The organism is Salmonella sp. SSDFZ54, from assembly GCF_004010735.1.
In the GTDB taxonomy this organism is placed as follows: domain Bacteria; phylum Pseudomonadota; class Gammaproteobacteria; order Enterobacterales; family Enterobacteriaceae; genus Salmonella; species Salmonella enterica.
This window is the reverse complement of the sequence record NZ_CP034819.1, coordinates 2,214,029-2,230,281: the sequence shown is the minus strand read 5'-3', so window position 1 is coordinate 2,230,281 and position 16,253 is coordinate 2,214,029. Positions and strand designations below refer to the sequence as shown.

Sequence of the window (16,253 nt, the reverse complement as noted above, 5' to 3'; positions counted from 1 at the left end):
CTTAAATAAGAGACTGCGTTTCAGCGAAGCCAAAACGAATATTAGCGCACTGCACCGCCTGCGCCGCTGCGCCTTTCAACAAGTTGTCTTCGGTTGCCACCACAATCAGATGTTCGCCCTGGACGGCAAAACCAATATCGCAGAACGGCAGCCCGACGACGTTCTTTAACGCCGGAACGCCTTTGTCATACAGGCGCACCAGCGGTTTGTCGCCATAGGCTTTTTGCAACACGTCGGCGACCTGCGCATGGGTTACTCCCGCTTTCAGGCGGCAGGTAATGGTTTCCAGAATCCCGCGCGGGAAATTCCCCAGATGCGGGGTGAAGATGACCTCCGCGCCCAGATGGGCGGTGATTTCCGGCTGATGACGATGCGTAAACACGCCATACGGTTGCAAACTCACTTCACAGAAACTGTTCGATATTGCCGCTTTGCGCCCCGCGCCGCTCACTCCGCTGGTGGCATTAATTACCGGCCACTGCGTCAGATCCAGAAGCCCGCCGTCAATCAGCGGTTTTAGCGACAACTGCGCTGCGGTTGGATAGCAACCAGGAACCGCAATCAGATTCGCCGTGTTCAGTTTATCGGCATTCCACTCCGCCAGACCGTACACCGCCTGCTCCAGCAGCTCAGGATACTGATGAGTAAATCCGTAGTACTTTTCATAGAAGGCGCGATCGTTTACCCGAAACGCGCCGGAAAGATCGAATACGACGCATCCGGCCTGTAAAAACTGCGGCGCCAGATCGTGGCTCACTTCATGCGCTGTCGCCAGGAACACCACATCAACATCTGCGCTAAAGTCACGTACATCCGACATCGGTTGCAATGGCAGGTCGACAATCCCTTTTAACTGCGGATGTAAATCAGAAATTAACTTTCCTGCATCATTGCTTTGCGCTGAGACGGTCAAAGCGGTTATGGTCATATGTGGGTGGCGATTTACGTAGCTTACAAGCTCTGCGCCCGCATAACCGCTAGCGCCTACAATCAGCGTATTCAACATCGGGTTCCTTTATGCTCAACGTTAATGTATTTTTATTCATAATTAATGCATGAATATTGATACTATCATGACCTGAGGTGTGTCAACAATGAAAAACGTTTTACCGCCATTTATCGAGATTTACCGCGCTCTGATTGCCACACCGTCGATAAGCGCAACCGAAGAATCCCTGGATCAAAGTAATGCGTCTTTAATCACTTTGCTTGCAGGCTGGTTCAGGGATCTTGGTTTCAACGTAGAGGTTCAGCCGGTTCCAGGAACGCGAAACAAATTTAATATGCTCGCCAGCACCGGACATGGCGCGGGCGGTTTGCTGCTGACCGGCCATACCGACACGGTTCCCTTTGATGACGGACGCTGGACGCGCGACCCGTTCACGCTGACCGAGCACGACAATAAGCTCTATGGCCTGGGCACTGCGGATATGAAAGGCTTCTTCGCTTTTATTCTGGACGCGCTACGTGACGTTGACGTCACAAAGTTGAAAAAGCCGCTCTACATTCTGGCGACCGCCGATGAAGAGACCAGCATGGCGGGGGCGCGTTATTTTTCCGAAACCACGGCATTACGTCCGGACTGCGCGATCATTGGCGAACCGACGTCGTTGCAACCGATACGCGCGCACAAAGGGCATATCTCTAATGTCGTTCGCGTCCTGGGGCAGTCCGGTCATTCCAGCGACCCGGCGCGTGGGGTTAACGCCATTGAACTGATGCACGATGCGATTGGCCACATCATGCAACTGCGTGACTCGCTGAAAGCGCGGTATCACTACGAGGCGTTTACCGTTCCGTATCCAACGCTGAATCTGGGCCATATTCACGGCGGCGATGCCTCAAATCGTATCTGCGCCTGCTGCGAATTGCATATGGATATTCGTCCACTGCCGGGCATGACGTTAAACGACCTTAATGGACTGCTTAACGACGCGCTGGCCCCGGTAAGCGAACGCTGGCCGGGCCGCCTGACGGTGGCGGAATTACATCCGCCGATTCCAGGTTATGAGTGTCCACCGGACCACCAACTGGTTGAAGTAGTAGAAAAACTGTTGGGAACGAAAACCGACGTGGTGAACTACTGTACTGAAGCGCCGTTTATGCAGACATTATGCCCAACGCTGGTGCTTGGTCCGGGCTCAATTAATCAGGCGCATCAGCCGGATGAATATCTCGAAACGCGTTTTATTAAGCCAACCCGGGAATTGATTACCCAGGTAGTACACCATTTTTGCTGGCATTAATGCATATTGCCCGGTGACGCGATGTTTACCGGGCCTACCCCGTCTTGTAGGCCGGATAAGCGCAGCGCCATCCGGCATCTCTACGCCACATGTTCATAAGCATTTCTTATTTGGCACGATGCGAATTAACTTTAATAAATTACCGCCATTTTTTCGTTTGCTGAACCGATTTCGCAGTAATTGACGCCACGGGTTTTACGTGGCTTTATAAAGATGAGAAGTGATGTGAAAAAGCTTGGTCCGAAAGATTTCGCGTTGCGGCAAGACGGCAAACGAGCACATCCCAGGGAGCTTACATAAGTAAGTGACCTGGGTGGGAGAGCGCAGCCAACGCCGCCGCAGCGTGAAAGATGCAGGACAATTACAACAGAGATGGGGTGTCTGGGATCATATGAACGAACAATATTCCGCGTTGCGTAGTAATGTCAGTATGCTCGGCAAGGTGCTGGGAGAAACCATCAAGGATGCGCTGGGAGAACACATTCTTGATCGCGTAGAAACAATCCGTAAGCTATCCAAATCTTCACGCGCCGGCAATGAAGCTAATCGCCAGGAGCTGCTCACCACGCTACAAAATTTGTCTAATGACGAGCTGCTGCCAGTTGCGCGCGCGTTTAGTCAGTTCCTGAACCTGGCCAATACTGCCGAGCAATACCACAGCATTTCGCCAAAAGGCGAAGCCGCCAGCAACCCGGAAGTGATTGCCCGCACTCTGCGTAAACTGAAAAACCAACCGGACCTCAACGACGCAACCATCAAAAAAGCGGTAGAGTCGCTGTCTCTGGAGTTGGTGTTAACCGCCCACCCGACAGAAATTACCCGCCGTACGCTTATTCACAAGATGGGTGAAATCAACAACTGTCTGAAACAGCTTGATAATACCGATATCGCCGACTACGAACGTCACCAGGTGATGCGTCGCCTGCGCCAGTTGATTGCCCAATCCTGGCATACGGATGAGATCCGCAAGCAGCGCCCAAGCCCGGTGGATGAAGCCAAATGGGGCTTCGCCGTGGTTGAGAACAGCCTGTGGCAGGGCGTACCTAACTATCTGCGTGAACTGAACGAACAGCTGGAAGAAAATCTCGGCTACAAATTGCCGGTGGATTTTGTGCCGGTACGTTTTACCTCCTGGATGGGCGGCGACCGTGACGGCAACCCGAACGTGACGGCGGATATCACCCGCCACGTACTCTTGTTAAGCCGCTGGAAAGCCACCGATCTGTTCCTGAAAGACATTCATGTTCTGGTATCAGAACTGTCGATGGTCGACGCCACGCCGAAGCTGCTGGCGTTAGTGGGCGAAGAAGGCGCGTCTGAGCCGTATCGCTACCTGATGAAAAAATTGCGCGCCCGTCTGATGGCGACCCAGTCCTGGCTGGAAGCGCGTCTGAAAGGCGAGAAGCTGCCCAAACCGGCTGGCCTGCTGACGCAAAACGAGCAGCTCTGGGAACCTCTGTACGCCTGCTACCAGTCGTTACAGGCCTGCGGCATGGGCATTATCGCCAACGGCGAGTTACTCGACACGCTCCGCCGCGTGAAGTGTTTCGGCGTACCGCTGGTGCGTATTGATATCCGTCAGGAGAGCACCCGCCATACCGAAGCGCTGGGCGAAATTACCCGCTACCTCGGTATTGGCGACTACGAAAGCTGGTCGGAAGCCGACAAGCAGGCCTTCCTGATCCGCGAGCTGAACTCCAAACGTCCGCTGCTGCCGCGTAACTGGGAGCCGAGCAACGATACCCGCGAAGTGCTTGAAACCTGCAAGGTTATTGCCGAAGCGCCAAAAGGGTCGATCGCCGCCTACGTAATTTCAATGGCGAAAACGCCGTCTGATGTGCTGGCTGTGCATCTGCTGCTGAAAGAGGCAGGTATCGGCTTTGCCATGCCAGTCGCGCCGCTGTTTGAAACCCTCGACGACCTGAACAACGCCGACGACGTGATGACCCAGTTGTTGAATATCGACTGGTATCGCGGGCTGATTCAGGGTAAGCAGATGGTCATGATCGGCTACTCCGACTCGGCGAAAGACGCCGGCGTTATGGCCGCGTCATGGGCGCAGTATCAGGCGCAGGACGCCCTGATTAAAACCTGTGAAAAAGCCGGCATCGAGCTCACCCTCTTCCACGGCCGCGGCGGCTCTATTGGCCGTGGCGGCGCGCCAGCCCACGCGGCGCTGCTTTCGCAACCGCCAGGCAGTCTGAAAGGCGGTCTGCGCGTGACCGAGCAGGGCGAGATGATCCGCTTCAAATACGGCCTGCCGGAAGTCACCGTCAGCAGCCTGTCGCTCTACACCAGCGCAATTCTGGAAGCAAACCTGCTGCCGCCGCCGGAACCGAAAGACAGCTGGCGTCATATTATGGATGAGCTTTCCGTCATCTCCTGTGAAACCTACCGCGGCTACGTGCGCGAAAATAAAGACTTTGTACCGTACTTCCGCTCCGCGACGCCGGAACAAGAGCTGGGCAAATTGCCGCTCGGCTCACGTCCGGCGAAACGTCGTCCAACTGGCGGCGTCGAATCGCTGCGCGCGATTCCGTGGATCTTCGCCTGGACGCAAAACCGCCTGATGCTGCCAGCCTGGCTGGGCGCGGGTACTGCGCTGCAAAAAGTGGTGGAAGACGGTAAACAAAGCGAACTGGAAGCCATGTGCCGCGACTGGCCGTTCTTCTCCACGCGTCTTGGGATGCTGGAAATGGTGTTCTCAAAAGCCGACCTGTGGCTGGCCGACTATTACGATCAGCGTCTGGTGGCGAAAACGCTATGGCCGCTGGGCAAAGAGCTACGAGACCTGCTGGAAGAAGACATTAAAGTGGTGCTGGCGATTGCCAACGATTCGCACCTGATGGCCGACTTACCGTGGATTGCGGAGTCCATTCAGTTAAGAAACGTTTATACCGATCCATTAAACGTGTTGCAGGCCGAGTTGCTGTATCGTTCCCGTCTGACTGAAGAGCAGGGCAAATCGCCCGATCCTCGCGTCGAACAGGCGTTGATGGTCACGATTGCGGGCGTCGCCGCCGGTATGCGCAACACCGGCTAACGCCAAAAGAAAGCCGCCCTCACGCAGTTATGTGGGGGCGGCATGAAATACTGCTGTCATCCTCGTCATTTTTTCAATATATTCCTGTCTGCATTTTATGCATTTGTAAATCTTTCTTAGCAAAACGTGCGGCATAAAGCAGGTTTGCTTCAGATTCTTTTAAGGTTCAGGCGTTACGTTTGGCGCTACGATTAAAGACAGGCTCTCATTATGCAATCCACATTACTCCAGACTAAACCCGCGTTTAGCTGGAAAGCCCTGGGCTGGGCACTGCTCTACTTTTGGTTCTTTTCCACCCTCCTGCAGGCCATTATTTATCTCACCGGATACAGTGGGACAAACGGTCTGCGGGATTCGCTACTGTACAGCTCACTGTGGCTGATCCCGGTCTTTCTGTTTCCAGGCCGCATCCGGGTTATTGCTGCCGTTATTGGCGTCGTACTTTGGGCCGCCTCGCTGGCGGCACTGAGCTATTACGTAATCTACGGGCAGGAGTTCTCGCAAAGCGTGCTGTTTGTGATGTTTGAAACCAACGCCAATGAAGCCAGCGAATATTTAAGCCAATATTTCAGTCTGAAAATTGTTCTTGTCGCGCTGGCTTATACGGTAGCGGCGATTCTGCTGTGGACACGTCTGCGCCCTGTTTATATTCCATCCCCCTGGCGCTATCTGGTGTCGTTTGCCCTGCTGTACGGGCTGATCCTCCATCCCATCGCGATGAATACCTTTATCAAGCATAAGTCGATGGAGAAAACGCTGGATAGCCTGGCGTCACGAATGGAGCCCGCCGCGCCGTGGCAATTTATTACTGGCTACTATCAGTACCGTTTACAGCTCGCCTCGCTGAATAAACTGCTGAATGAAAACGATGCCCTGCCGCCGCTGGCTAACTTCCAGGACCACTCCGGCGATGCGCCGCGCACACTGGTACTGGTGATTGGCGAATCGACCCAGCGTGGCCGTATGAGTCTGTACGGTTATCCGCGCGAAACCACGCCGGAACTGGACGCGCTGCATAAAACCGACCCCGGGCTGACCGTGTTTAATAATGTGGTAACTTCGCGACCGTACACCATTGAGATCCTGCAACAGGCGCTAACGTTCGCGGACGAAAAGAACCCGGACTGGTATCTGACGAAGCCATCGCTGATGAATATGATGAAACAGGCCGGGTATAAAACCTTCTGGATCACTAACCAGCAGACGATGACGGCGCGTAATACCATGCTGACCGTGTTCTCTAAGCAGACTGATAAGCAGTTCTATATGAACCAGCAGCGCACTCAAAGCGCGCGCGAATATGACAGCAACGTGCTGGCGCCGTTTAAAGCGGTGTTAGCCGACCCGGCGCCGAAAAAATTCATTATTGTGCATCTGCTGGGAACGCATATTAAATACAAGTTCCGCTATCCAGAAAACCAGGGCAAGTTTGATGGTAAAACCGACCATGTTCCGCCGGGATTAAGCAGCGACGAACTGGAGTCGTATAACGATTACGACAACGCGAACCTGTATAACGACTATGTTGTCGCCAGCCTGATTAAGGACTATAAAGCGACCGATCCGAACGGTTTCCTGCTCTACTTCTCCGACCACGGTGAAGAAGTGTATGACACGCCGCCGCATAAGACGCAGGGACGAAACGAAGATTCGCCAACCCGTCATATGTATACGGTGCCGTTCCTGCTGTGGACCTCAGAGAAATGGCAGGCGGCGCATCCGCGCGACTTCTCACAGGATGTCGATCGTAAGTACAGCAGTTCCGAGCTTATCCATACCTGGTCGGACTTAGCGGGCCTGACCTATGATGGCTACGACCCGACGCGTTCCATCACCAACCCGCAGTTCAAAGAGACCACGCGCTGGATTGGCAACCCGTATAAGAAAAACGCGCTGATTGATTATGATACGTTGCCGTATGGCGATCAGGTCGGCAATCAATAGCCTGTATGTTGCCCGATAACGCTAACGCTTATCGGGCCTGGCGTTCTTCTCTCCCGTAGTCCGGATAAGGCGCAAAGCGCCGCCATCCGGCAATAATCGCTTGAGGACATCGGTTTTCGACGTTACTGTTTCCTCTGTTTGCGATCGGCAGGGGATTATCATGTATCACGACGTCAGCCACCTTCTCTCCCGTCTCATCAACGGCCCGCTGCCGCTGCGCCAGATTTATTTTGCCAGCGCCAGCGGCCCAGCGCCGGAACTGGCGTACCAGGTGGATTTTCCGCGGCTGGAGATTGTGCTGGAGGGCGAGCTTACTGACATGAGCATTACCGCCCCGCTCATTCCTTGCGATGTTCTCTACGTTCCGGCTGGCGGCTGGAACATCCCGCAGTGGCAAACGCCCGTCACCACCCTGAGCATTCTGTTTGGCAAACAGCAGTTAGGTTTCAGCGTGGTCCACTGGGACGGTCAGCAGCATCAAAACCTCACGAAACAGCACGTTGCGCGCCGTGGCCCGCGTATCGGCTCTTTCCTGTTACAAACGCTTAATGAGATGCAGATGCAGCCGCAAGAGCAGCAAACGGCCAGATTGATTGTCGCCAGCCTACTAAGCCATTGCCGCGATCTGCTCGGCAGCCAAATCCAGACCGCCTCCCGCAGCCGCGCGCTTTTTGAAGCCATTCGGGAGTATATTGATGAACGCTACGCCGCGCCGTTGACGCGTGAATCGGTAGCACAGGCGTTTTATATCTCGCCAAATTACCTCTCGCACCTGTTCCAGAAAACGGGGGCCATCGGCTTTAACGAATACCTGAACCATACGCGACTGGAACACGCCAAAACGTTGCTGAAGGGCTATGACCTGAAAGTGAAAGAGGTGGCGCACCGCTGCGGCTTTGTCGACAGTAACTATTTCTGCCGCCTGTTTCGCAAAAATACGGAACGCTCGCCGTCGGAGTATCGCCGCCAGTATCACAGCCAGCTAACGGAAAAATAATCCACACGCCAGTAAAGAGAATACAGTAGATAAAACGCGCATTTACTGGATTATTGTAATATCAATGCAAAAACCTCACTCCCCCACATGGCATACAACAGCACGTTATACGTTAACCATCACCAACTTGTGAAGTAAATCACACTTTACCAAGAGCATCACATTTGTCCAGTTTTTGGCAGATTTGTCACATAGCGCATCCGGGGCACGCTCCTTTATCCTGTCCATAACGAAAACTCACGAAGAGAAAGACTATGGAACTCTATCTGGATACCGCTAACGTGGCGGAAGTTGAACGTCTGGCGCGCATTTTCCCGATTGCCGGCGTCACCACCAATCCAAGCATTGTGGCAGCCAGCAAAGAATCTATCTGGGATGTGCTGCCCAGGCTGCAAAACGCCATCGGCGAAGAAGGCACTTTATTTGCGCAGACCATGAGCCGCGACGCGAAAGGGATGGTGGAAGAAGCCAAACGACTGAATAACGTCATCCCCGGCATTGTGGTGAAAATTCCGGTGACCGCCGAAGGTCTTGCAGCGATTAAATTGCTGAAAAAAGAAGGCATCGTAACACTGGGCACCGCCGTCTACAGCGCGTCGCAGGGCCTGCTGGCGGCGCTGGCTGGCGCAAAATATGTCGCTCCCTACGTCAACCGCGTTGATGCGCAGGGCGGCGATGGCATTCGTATGGTTCAGGAGCTGCAAACGCTACTGGAACATCACGCTCCCGACAGCATGGTGCTGGCGGCCAGCTTTAAAACACCGCGGCAGGCGCTGGATTGCTTACTGGCAGGTTGCCAGGCGATTACCCTTCCTTTAGATGTAGCGCAACAAATGCTCAATACGCCTGCGGTAGAGTCAGCAATAGAGAAGTTTGAGCAAGACTGGAAAAACGCTTTTGGTAATCTGAACCTGTAGGAGAGAAATGTATGGATCGCATTATTCAGTCACCAGGTAAGTATATTCAGGGTGCAAACGTCATCGCGCGTCTTGGCGATTATTTAAAACCAATGGCGAACAACTGGCTGGTTGTGGGCGATAAATTCGTGCTGGGATTTGCCGAAGAGACGCTGCGCAAAAGCCTGACGGATGCCGGTTTGTCAGTAGAAATCGCCCCGTTTGGCGGCGAATGTTCGCAAAATGAGATCGACAGGCTGCGCGCCGTCGCCGAAAAAAGTCAGTGTGGCGCCGTACTGGGTATCGGCGGCGGTAAAACGCTGGATACCGCCAAAGCGCTGGCGCACTTTATGAACGTCCCGGTCGCTATCGCGCCGACCATCGCCTCTACCGACGCACCGTGCAGCGCGCTCTCGGTTATTTATACGGATGCCGGTGAGTTTGACCGTTATCTGCTGCTGCCGCATAACCCGAATATGGTCATTGTCGATACGCAGATAGTGGCGGGCGCGCCGGCGCGTCTGCTGGCAGCCGGTATCGGCGATGCGCTGGCGACCTGGTTTGAAGCGCGCGCCTGCTCACGCAGCGGCGCCACCACAATGGCGGGCGGCAAGTGTACACAGGCCGCGCTGGCGCTGGCGGAGCTATGCTATAACACGCTGATCGAAGAAGGCGAAAAAGCCATGTTGGCCGCCGAACAGCACGTCGTCACGCCAGCGCTGGAACGCGTCATCGAAGCCAACACCTACCTGAGCGGGGTCGGTTTTGAAAGCGGCGGTCTGGCCGCAGCGCACGCGATTCATAACGGTTTAACGGCGATTCCGGATGCGCACCACTATTATCACGGTGAGAAGGTCGCTTTCGGTACGCTGACGCAACTGGTGCTGGAAAACGCGCCGGTCGAAGAAATCGAAACCGTTGCGGCGCTGTGCCATTCCGTTGGCCTGCCGATTACGCTGGCGCAACTGGATATTAAACAGGATATCCCGGCCAAAATGCGCACCGTCGCGGAAGCCTCCTGCGCAGAAGGTGAAACTATTCATAACATGCCTGGCGGCGCAACGCCGGATGAAGTGTACGCCGCGCTGCTGGTCGCCGACCAGTACGGTCAACGCTTCTTGCAGGAATGGGAATAAGGTCTGAGCAATACTCCTGACGATAGTCAGGAGTATTTCAGCTTGCTGACACAACAGAATTCATTTGCCGAATGTCGACACAGGCGCCTTATCTGGCCTTGTTATCCAATCATCCAGGCCGGGTAAGCGAAGCGCTATCATCAGGTATTCCATAGCCTGGAATCAGTCCATTTTGTCCTGAAATAGACTTTTTTGTCACGCACCATTCTCTCCGCGGAAAGTCAAATGACGTACTGACACACTTCACGGACGAAGAAGATGAAATTCGCACAGGCGCTTATCGGTATTCTTGCTGCTTTTTTTATTAGCCATATCTCTCATCATTCGCCACGCTCTGATACCAGACCAATAACCGTTCAGGCGCAAACTAATGCTGCAATCGCCCAAAGTGCCGGGACGCAAATAGGTAAGACGCTATTTTATGATGCTGCCTATGTTCGTCTGGATTATCCGAATGGCGATCTTCCGCTGGAGCGTGGCGTATGTGCAGATGTCGTCATCCGCGCGCTGCGCAGTCAGCAGGTTGATTTACAGAAACGGGTACATGAAGACATGCAGGCGCATTTCTCTGCCTATCCGAATAACTGGAAGCTGAAACGCCCGGACAGCAATATCGACCATCGCCGCGTTCCGAATCTGGAAACCTGGTTCCAGCGCCACAACAAAGCGTTGCCGGTGACAGATAAATATAGCGATTATCAACCGGGAGATATTGTCTCCTGGCGACTGGATAACGGCCTTGCGCATATTGGCGTGGTATCCCTGAACGTCACGCCTGAAGGGGTGCCGCTGGTTGTGCATAACATAGGCGCGGGAGCACAGGAGGAAGATGTATTATTTAACTGGAAAGTCACGGGGCATTTTCGTTATTTTTCGCATTAAACGCGGAAAACGTCAGCGACTACCGAATAGCAGCCGCTGACGAATTAACCTATCAGATTATTGCAGATCGAAACGGTCCAGGTTCATCACTTTCACCCATGCCGCGACGAAGTCCTTCACAAACTTCTCGTGCGCATCGCTACACGCGTAAACTTCCGCCAGCGCGCGCAGTACGGAGTTGGAACCAAACACCAGATCGGCGCGGGTCGCCGTGTATTTCACCTCGCCAGTCAGACGATCCCGGCCTTCGAACAGCTCATTAGATTCGTCGGTCGGTTTCCACTCGTAACGCATATCCAGCAGATTAGCGAAGAAGTCTGTGCTGAGCACGCCCGGTCTGTCGGTAAAGACACCGTTCTGGCTGCCGTCAAAGTTGGTTCCCAGCACACGCATCCCGCCAACCAGTACCGTCATTTCCGGCGCGGTCAACGTTAACTGCTGCGCTTTATCAATCAACAGCGATTCGGTCGTCGACACATCCAGACGCGCACGATAGTTACGGAATCCATCGGCAATCGGTTCAAGCAGCGAGAACATCTCGATGTCGGTCTGATCCTGACGCGCATCCACCCGGCCCGGCGCAAAAGGTACGCTGATGCTGACACCCGCAGCAGCGGCCGCCTGCTCGATACCGACCACGCCCGCCAGCACAATAATATCGGCCAGCGAAGCTTTATTCGTCGTTTTCTGGATCTCTTCTAATACCGGCAGAACACGAGCCGCAACGGCGTTGACATCCCAGTCGCGCTGAGGCGCTAATGCCAGACGCGCGCCGTTAGCGCCGCCACGCTTATCGCCGCCGCGGAAAGTAGACGCGGATGCCCAGGCAACCGAAACCATCTCGCTAATAGAAAGCCCGGATGCAGCGATCGCCGCTTTCAGGTTGATAATGTCTTCCTGCGTTGGCTGGTAGAGCGGTTGCGGCAACGGGTCCTGCCAGATCAGATCTTCTTTCGGCACTTCCGGTCCGATGTAACGCGCTTTTGGTCCCATATCTCTGTGCGTCAGTTTGAACCAGGCACGAGCAAAGGCTTCATTAAAGGCCTGCGGATCGTTAAGGAAACGACGGGAAATCTTCTCGAACTCCGGATCAAAACGCAGCGTCAGGTCGGTGACCAGCATGGTTGGCTTACGTTTTTTCGACGGATCGAACGGGTCCGGGATGATGTCCGGCGCGTCTACCGCTTCAAACTGGATAGCGCCAGCCGGACTACGGGTTTGTACCCACTCATATTTGAACAGGTTCTCGAAGAAATAGTTGCTCCACTGGGTCGGCGTCTGCGTCCAGACCACTTCCAGCCCGGAGGTGATAGCATCCGCGCCAACGCCGCTACCATAGCTGCTGGCCCAACCTAAGCCCTGCGCTTCAATCGGCGCGGCTTCCGGATCGGCCCCTACATGGGATGCCGCTGCCGCGCCGTGGGTTTTACCGAGGGTATGCCCGCCAGCGATCAACGCCACGGTTTCTTCGTCGTTCATCCCCATATTGCCAAAGGTAGCGCGAATAGCGGCGGCGGCAGAAAGTGGTTCGCCGCTGTGATCCGGCCCTTCCGGGTTAACGTAGATAAGGCCCATCTCGGTCGCGCCCAGCGGCGCTTTTGCCAGCGCTTCAGGGTGTCGGTGAGTCAACCAGGCTTTTTCATCGCCCCAGTTCACATCCAGATCCGGTTCCCAGACATCTTCACGCCCGGCGCCGAAACCGAAGGTACGGAAGCCGGAGTTTTCCAGCGCCACGTTACCCGCCAGAATAAACAGGTCGGCCCAGGAAATTTTCTGGCCATATTTCTGCTTAATCGGCCACAACAAACGACGCGCCTTATCCAGGCTGACGTTATCCGGCCAGGAGTTAAGCGGCGCAAAACGCTGTTGACCACGACCCGCGCCGCCACGACCATCAATAGAACGGTAGGTGCCAGCGCCATGCCAGGCCATACGAATAAACAAACCGACATAGCTGCCCCAGTCGGCGGGCCACCACGGTTGTGAATCGGTCAGCAGCGCCTTGAGATCCCCTTTCAGGGCGGAGTAGTCTAACTTGCTAAACTCTTTGCGGTAGTCAAAGTCTTCACCCAGCGGGTTAGAACGGTTGGAATGTTGATTCAAAAGATCCACGCGAAGCTGGTTCGGCCACCAGTCGCGGCTGGCTGTCCCTGCGCCTGCGCTTCGGTCATGCCCCCCCTGATGGAAAGGACATTTTCCAGTGGATAACGTGTTATGGGTATCGTCGGTCGTGCTCATATCTCAGCTCCCTTTTAAAGTGTTACCGTTACGATATACACCAGGAGCAAATAGATATAGTTGAATTAATCCACAGATTCGATAGCTAATACCTTTTATATTTTTAGTTACAGAGATGTAGATCAATATGAGGTGTAATAAAGCTCCCGGCAGGGAGCTGGAGGTTATAAACCCGGTCTTACGCCCAGTGTGTGGCAAATGGCATAACTCATTTCCGCACGATTCAACGTGTAGAAGTGGAAATCCTTCACTCCTTCGCGACTTAAAATTTTCACCATGTCCATCGCAATGTTAGCGCCCACCAGCTTGCGGGTTTCTGCGTCATCATCCAGCCCCTCAAACATCAGTGACATCCAGGACGGAATGCGGACATTGGTCATATCGGCAAATTTTTTCGCCTGTTTAAAGTTAGACACCGGTAAAATGCCGGGAATAATTTCTACGTCGATACCGGCGGAAACACAGCGGTCGCGAAAACGCAGGTAGCTTTCCACATCGAAGAAAAATTGGGTTATCGCGCGGTTAGCGCCAGCATCCACTTTACGCTTCAGATTAAGCAGATCGGCCTGCGCGCTTTTCGCTTCCGGATGTACCTCCGGATAGGCCGCTACTGAAATATCGAAATCGGCCACCTCTTTGAGCAAACCAACCAGATCGGCGGCGTACATCTCCGGCTTACCGCTGCCCGGCGGCAAATCGCCGCGCAAAGCGACAATGTGGCGGATACCGTTATTCCAGTAGTCGCGGGCGATGGTGCGCAGTTCATCGCGCGTGGCGTCAATACAGGTAAGGTGCGGCGCGGCCTCAAGCCCAGTACGCTCTTTAATGCCTTTAATAACGCTATGAGTGCGGTCGCGTTCCCCGGAGTTGGCGCCATACGTTACCGAAACAAACTTCGGTTTCAGACTGCTCAGGCGATCGATGGAGTTCCACAGGGTTTGCTCCATTTCACTGGTGCGCGGCGGGAAAAATTCAAACGAAACGTTAATCTGACCCTGTACTTCCGCCAGGCTCTGATTCAGGGCTTCCCGCTGGTTGGCGTGAAAAAAGCTCATACCTTACCTCATCAATCGCATGTTATTATTTGTTGTGTTGTAAACATCTATCCGTTTAGACGTCCAGATGTAAAAATGACGGAAAAGCAGAAGGACGTCAACTGAAAAATCACGCCAAAGAATGAGGAATATTCAGCAAAGTTGAATTTTCTTCATGTCACGCCGCGACACTGAACGCGCCGCGGCAGGGGAAATTACTTCTTCACATCCGCAACGCGCATCCCTTTGAGCTGCTCATCCGTGATGGTGTTGCCCGCCTTAAAGTAATCAACTATCGCATTCGACACATAGTAGCCGCCGGAGGTATTCCGCGCCTGGCCTTCCGTGAATGCCGCAAAACCATCGCCGCCGTCGGCAAGGAAGCTGTTGGTAGCGATGTGATAAACCGTAGCATCGTCAATCGGCTTGCCATTGAGCGTCAGCACGGTAACCCGCTGGCCGATAGGTTTGCTGCTGTCATACTTCATCTCCAGCCCTTTAGACACCTGCAATACGCCGTTGCTTAAGCCAGCGCCATGCTCCATCAGGCTGCGCAATTGTTTACCGGTTAAATCCATCGTGACCAGTTCATTAGGGAACGGGAAGGTACTGATTACCGCCCCCATCGTCACCGCGCCAGCCGGGATTTCGTTGCGGATACCGCCAGAGTTAGTAAGCGCTAACTGGGTGTCTTTCCCCGCCGTAAAAAGCAGCGCATCCGCCGCCAGATTCCCCAGCGACGACGATTCGCCATACGCGCGGGTCAGCTCAACCGGCGACTGCGCCACCGTTTGCTGCACGACTTTATCGAGCTTTTTGTTCCAGCCGTCGATCACCTGTTTCGTTTGCGGATCGGGCTTCCACTCATCAGCAAAAATGGTCTTCAGCTCGAAGTTCTTCACGGTAAACTGATGCGGCTTTTCCTGGTAGTCCAGCACCAGTTTGCCGACATCAATGCCGCCGCTGTCCGTTGAGAGGATCAGCGTATTACCGACTTTAATCGGTTCCGGCGTACCGACATGCGCGTGGCCGGTAATCAAAATATCCAGCCCTTTTACCTGACTTGCGGTCTGAATATCTTTATCCAGCGCGCGTCGCACATCGGTATTCCCCATGCTGGACTGGCGGGCCGGGGTGCCTTCGTGAATCAGCGCCACGGTCAGATCGACTTTACCTTTAAGTTCATCAATGTAACGTTGCAGCCACTTAATCTCATCGCGTGCCTCAATGCCCACGCGCGTCGCGGCAGAAACCGTATCATTAAAAGCAAAGACACCGTGTAAGCCGATTACGCCAATCTTGACGCCATCTTTTTCAACAATGGTGTACGGCTTATCCCAGAAGGATTTACTGCTGTCCTCATAAAAAATATTGCCCTGTACGATAGGGAATTTCGCCCGGCTCAGTTGCAACAATGTATTGTCCCAGCCATGATCGAACTCATGATTACCGATAGTGGCAGCGTCATACTGCATGGTATTCAAAATATCGATAATCGCTTTACCCTTCGTCAGGCTGCTGATATACGGTCCGGTAAAGTAATCTCCGGCATCAAAAAACCACGTCGCCTTATTTTTGGCTTTTTCCTGCTTCACCAGCGTAGTGATATTGGCCCAACCGCCAATATCGCGTTTACCGTCAGCAATCCACGGCACTTTATAAGGCTCCACATGGGCGTGTAGATCGTTGGTGTAAATAATGGTGACATCTTTGGCGCAGGCCCAGAACGGCAGCGTGAACAAAATACCGGCAGCAAGCAGTTTTACTTTCATAAATAAGTCCCTTTCAGTCATATAAAGATTCGCTACGTTACGTTCTGAAAGGTTTTTTTATGTGA

The 16,253-nt window shown here is 53.8% G+C and carries 11 protein-coding genes; 7 read left to right on the top strand and 4 right to left on the bottom strand.

Going from position 1 to position 16,253, the window contains the following annotated elements; genetic code table 11:
* Position 1: 1 nt before the first annotated feature.
* Complete coding sequence (gene argC, locus EOS97_RS11130; protein ID WP_000935337.1) at positions 2-1,006, bottom strand: N-acetyl-gamma-glutamyl-phosphate reductase; 1,005 nt, start codon at positions 1,004-1,006, stop codon at positions 2-4.
* Between the two features lie 88 nt (positions 1,007-1,094).
* On the opposite strand from argC, the gene argE reads away from it, so the two are divergent.
* The 7 genes from argE (at position 1,095) to EOS97_RS11090 (ending at position 11,144) form a co-directional block, all read left to right on the top strand.
* Positions 1,095-2,246: an acetylornithine deacetylase gene (argE, locus tag EOS97_RS11125; RefSeq protein ID WP_000800201.1), complete on the top strand. Its 1,152-nt coding sequence runs from the start codon at positions 1,095-1,097 to the stop codon at positions 2,244-2,246.
* Positions 2,247-2,637: 391 nt separating this feature from the next.
* Positions 2,638-5,289: a phosphoenolpyruvate carboxylase gene (gene ppc / locus EOS97_RS11115; RefSeq protein WP_001005550.1), complete on the top strand. Its 2,652-nt coding sequence runs from the start codon at positions 2,638-2,640 to the stop codon at positions 5,287-5,289.
* A gap of 210 nt (positions 5,290-5,499) precedes the next feature.
* Positions 5,500-7,233, top strand: coding sequence for a phosphoethanolamine transferase CptA (locus EOS97_RS11110; RefSeq protein WP_001192092.1), 1,734 nt, complete (start codon positions 5,500-5,502; stop codon positions 7,231-7,233).
* A gap of 160 nt (positions 7,234-7,393) precedes the next feature.
* A complete protein-coding gene (locus EOS97_RS11105; RefSeq protein ID WP_000274595.1) occupies positions 7,394-8,230 on the top strand; it encodes an AraC family transcriptional regulator in 837 nt (278 codons plus the stop codon).
* Positions 8,231-8,484: 254 nt separating this feature from the next.
* Positions 8,485-9,147 carry a fructose-6-phosphate aldolase gene (gene fsa, locus EOS97_RS11100; protein WP_000424870.1) on the top strand — a complete coding sequence of 221 codons (663 nt, stop codon included), beginning with the start codon at positions 8,485-8,487 and terminating at the stop codon, positions 9,145-9,147.
* 11 nt (positions 9,148-9,158) lie between these two features.
* The gene (locus tag EOS97_RS11095) at positions 9,159-10,262 is read left to right on the top strand and encodes a glycerol dehydrogenase (protein WP_000374031.1); all 1,104 of its coding nucleotides are present in this window, start codon (positions 9,159-9,161) and stop codon (positions 10,260-10,262) included.
* Between the two features lie 258 nt (positions 10,263-10,520).
* Positions 10,521-11,144, top strand: a complete 624-nt coding sequence (locus EOS97_RS11090; RefSeq protein WP_000666688.1) for a DUF1287 domain-containing protein — start codon at positions 10,521-10,523, stop codon at positions 11,142-11,144.
* Positions 11,145-11,201: 57 nt separating this feature from the next.
* Here EOS97_RS11090 and katG read toward each other — a convergent pair whose 3' ends face one another.
* From katG to EOS97_RS11075, 3 genes are all read right to left on the bottom strand, one after another.
* Positions 11,202-13,382, bottom strand: a complete 2,181-nt coding sequence (katG, locus tag EOS97_RS11085; RefSeq protein WP_000108105.1) for a catalase/peroxidase HPI — start codon at positions 13,380-13,382, stop codon at positions 11,202-11,204.
* Positions 13,383-13,546: 164 nt separating this feature from the next.
* A complete protein-coding gene (metF, locus tag EOS97_RS11080) occupies positions 13,547-14,437 on the bottom strand; it encodes a methylenetetrahydrofolate reductase (protein WP_000007507.1) in 891 nt (296 codons plus the stop codon).
* A 194-nt stretch (positions 14,438-14,631) separates the two neighbouring features.
* The gene (locus EOS97_RS11075; RefSeq protein WP_000865257.1) at positions 14,632-16,188 is read right to left on the bottom strand and encodes a bifunctional UDP-sugar hydrolase/5'-nucleotidase; all 1,557 of its coding nucleotides are present in this window, start codon (positions 16,186-16,188) and stop codon (positions 14,632-14,634) included.
* Positions 16,189-16,253: the final 65 nt, after the last annotated feature.

Excerpts from the sequence above, each read along its gene's own strand:
- argC (WP_000935337.1), bottom strand. The coding sequence starts at position 1,006 with ATGTTGAATACGCTGATTGTAGGCGCTAGCGGTTATGCGGGCGCAGAG.
- argE (WP_000800201.1), top strand. The coding sequence starts at position 1,095 with ATGAAAAACGTTTTACCGCCATTTATCGAGATTTACCGCGCTCTGATT.
- ppc (WP_001005550.1), top strand. The coding sequence starts at position 2,638 with ATGAACGAACAATATTCCGCGTTGCGTAGTAATGTCAGTATGCTCGGC.
- EOS97_RS11110 (WP_001192092.1), top strand. The coding sequence starts at position 5,500 with ATGCAATCCACATTACTCCAGACTAAACCCGCGTTTAGCTGGAAAGCC.
- EOS97_RS11105 (WP_000274595.1), top strand. The coding sequence starts at position 7,394 with ATGTATCACGACGTCAGCCACCTTCTCTCCCGTCTCATCAACGGCCCG.
- fsa (WP_000424870.1), top strand. The coding sequence starts at position 8,485 with ATGGAACTCTATCTGGATACCGCTAACGTGGCGGAAGTTGAACGTCTG.
- EOS97_RS11095 (WP_000374031.1), top strand. The coding sequence starts at position 9,159 with ATGGATCGCATTATTCAGTCACCAGGTAAGTATATTCAGGGTGCAAAC.
- EOS97_RS11090 (WP_000666688.1), top strand. The coding sequence starts at position 10,521 with ATGAAATTCGCACAGGCGCTTATCGGTATTCTTGCTGCTTTTTTTATT.
- katG (WP_000108105.1), bottom strand. The coding sequence starts at position 13,382 with ATGAGCACGACCGACGATACCCATAACACGTTATCCACTGGAAAATGT.
- metF (WP_000007507.1), bottom strand. The coding sequence starts at position 14,437 with ATGAGCTTTTTTCACGCCAACCAGCGGGAAGCCCTGAATCAGAGCCTG.
- EOS97_RS11075 (WP_000865257.1), bottom strand. The coding sequence starts at position 16,188 with ATGAAAGTAAAACTGCTTGCTGCCGGTATTTTGTTCACGCTGCCGTTC.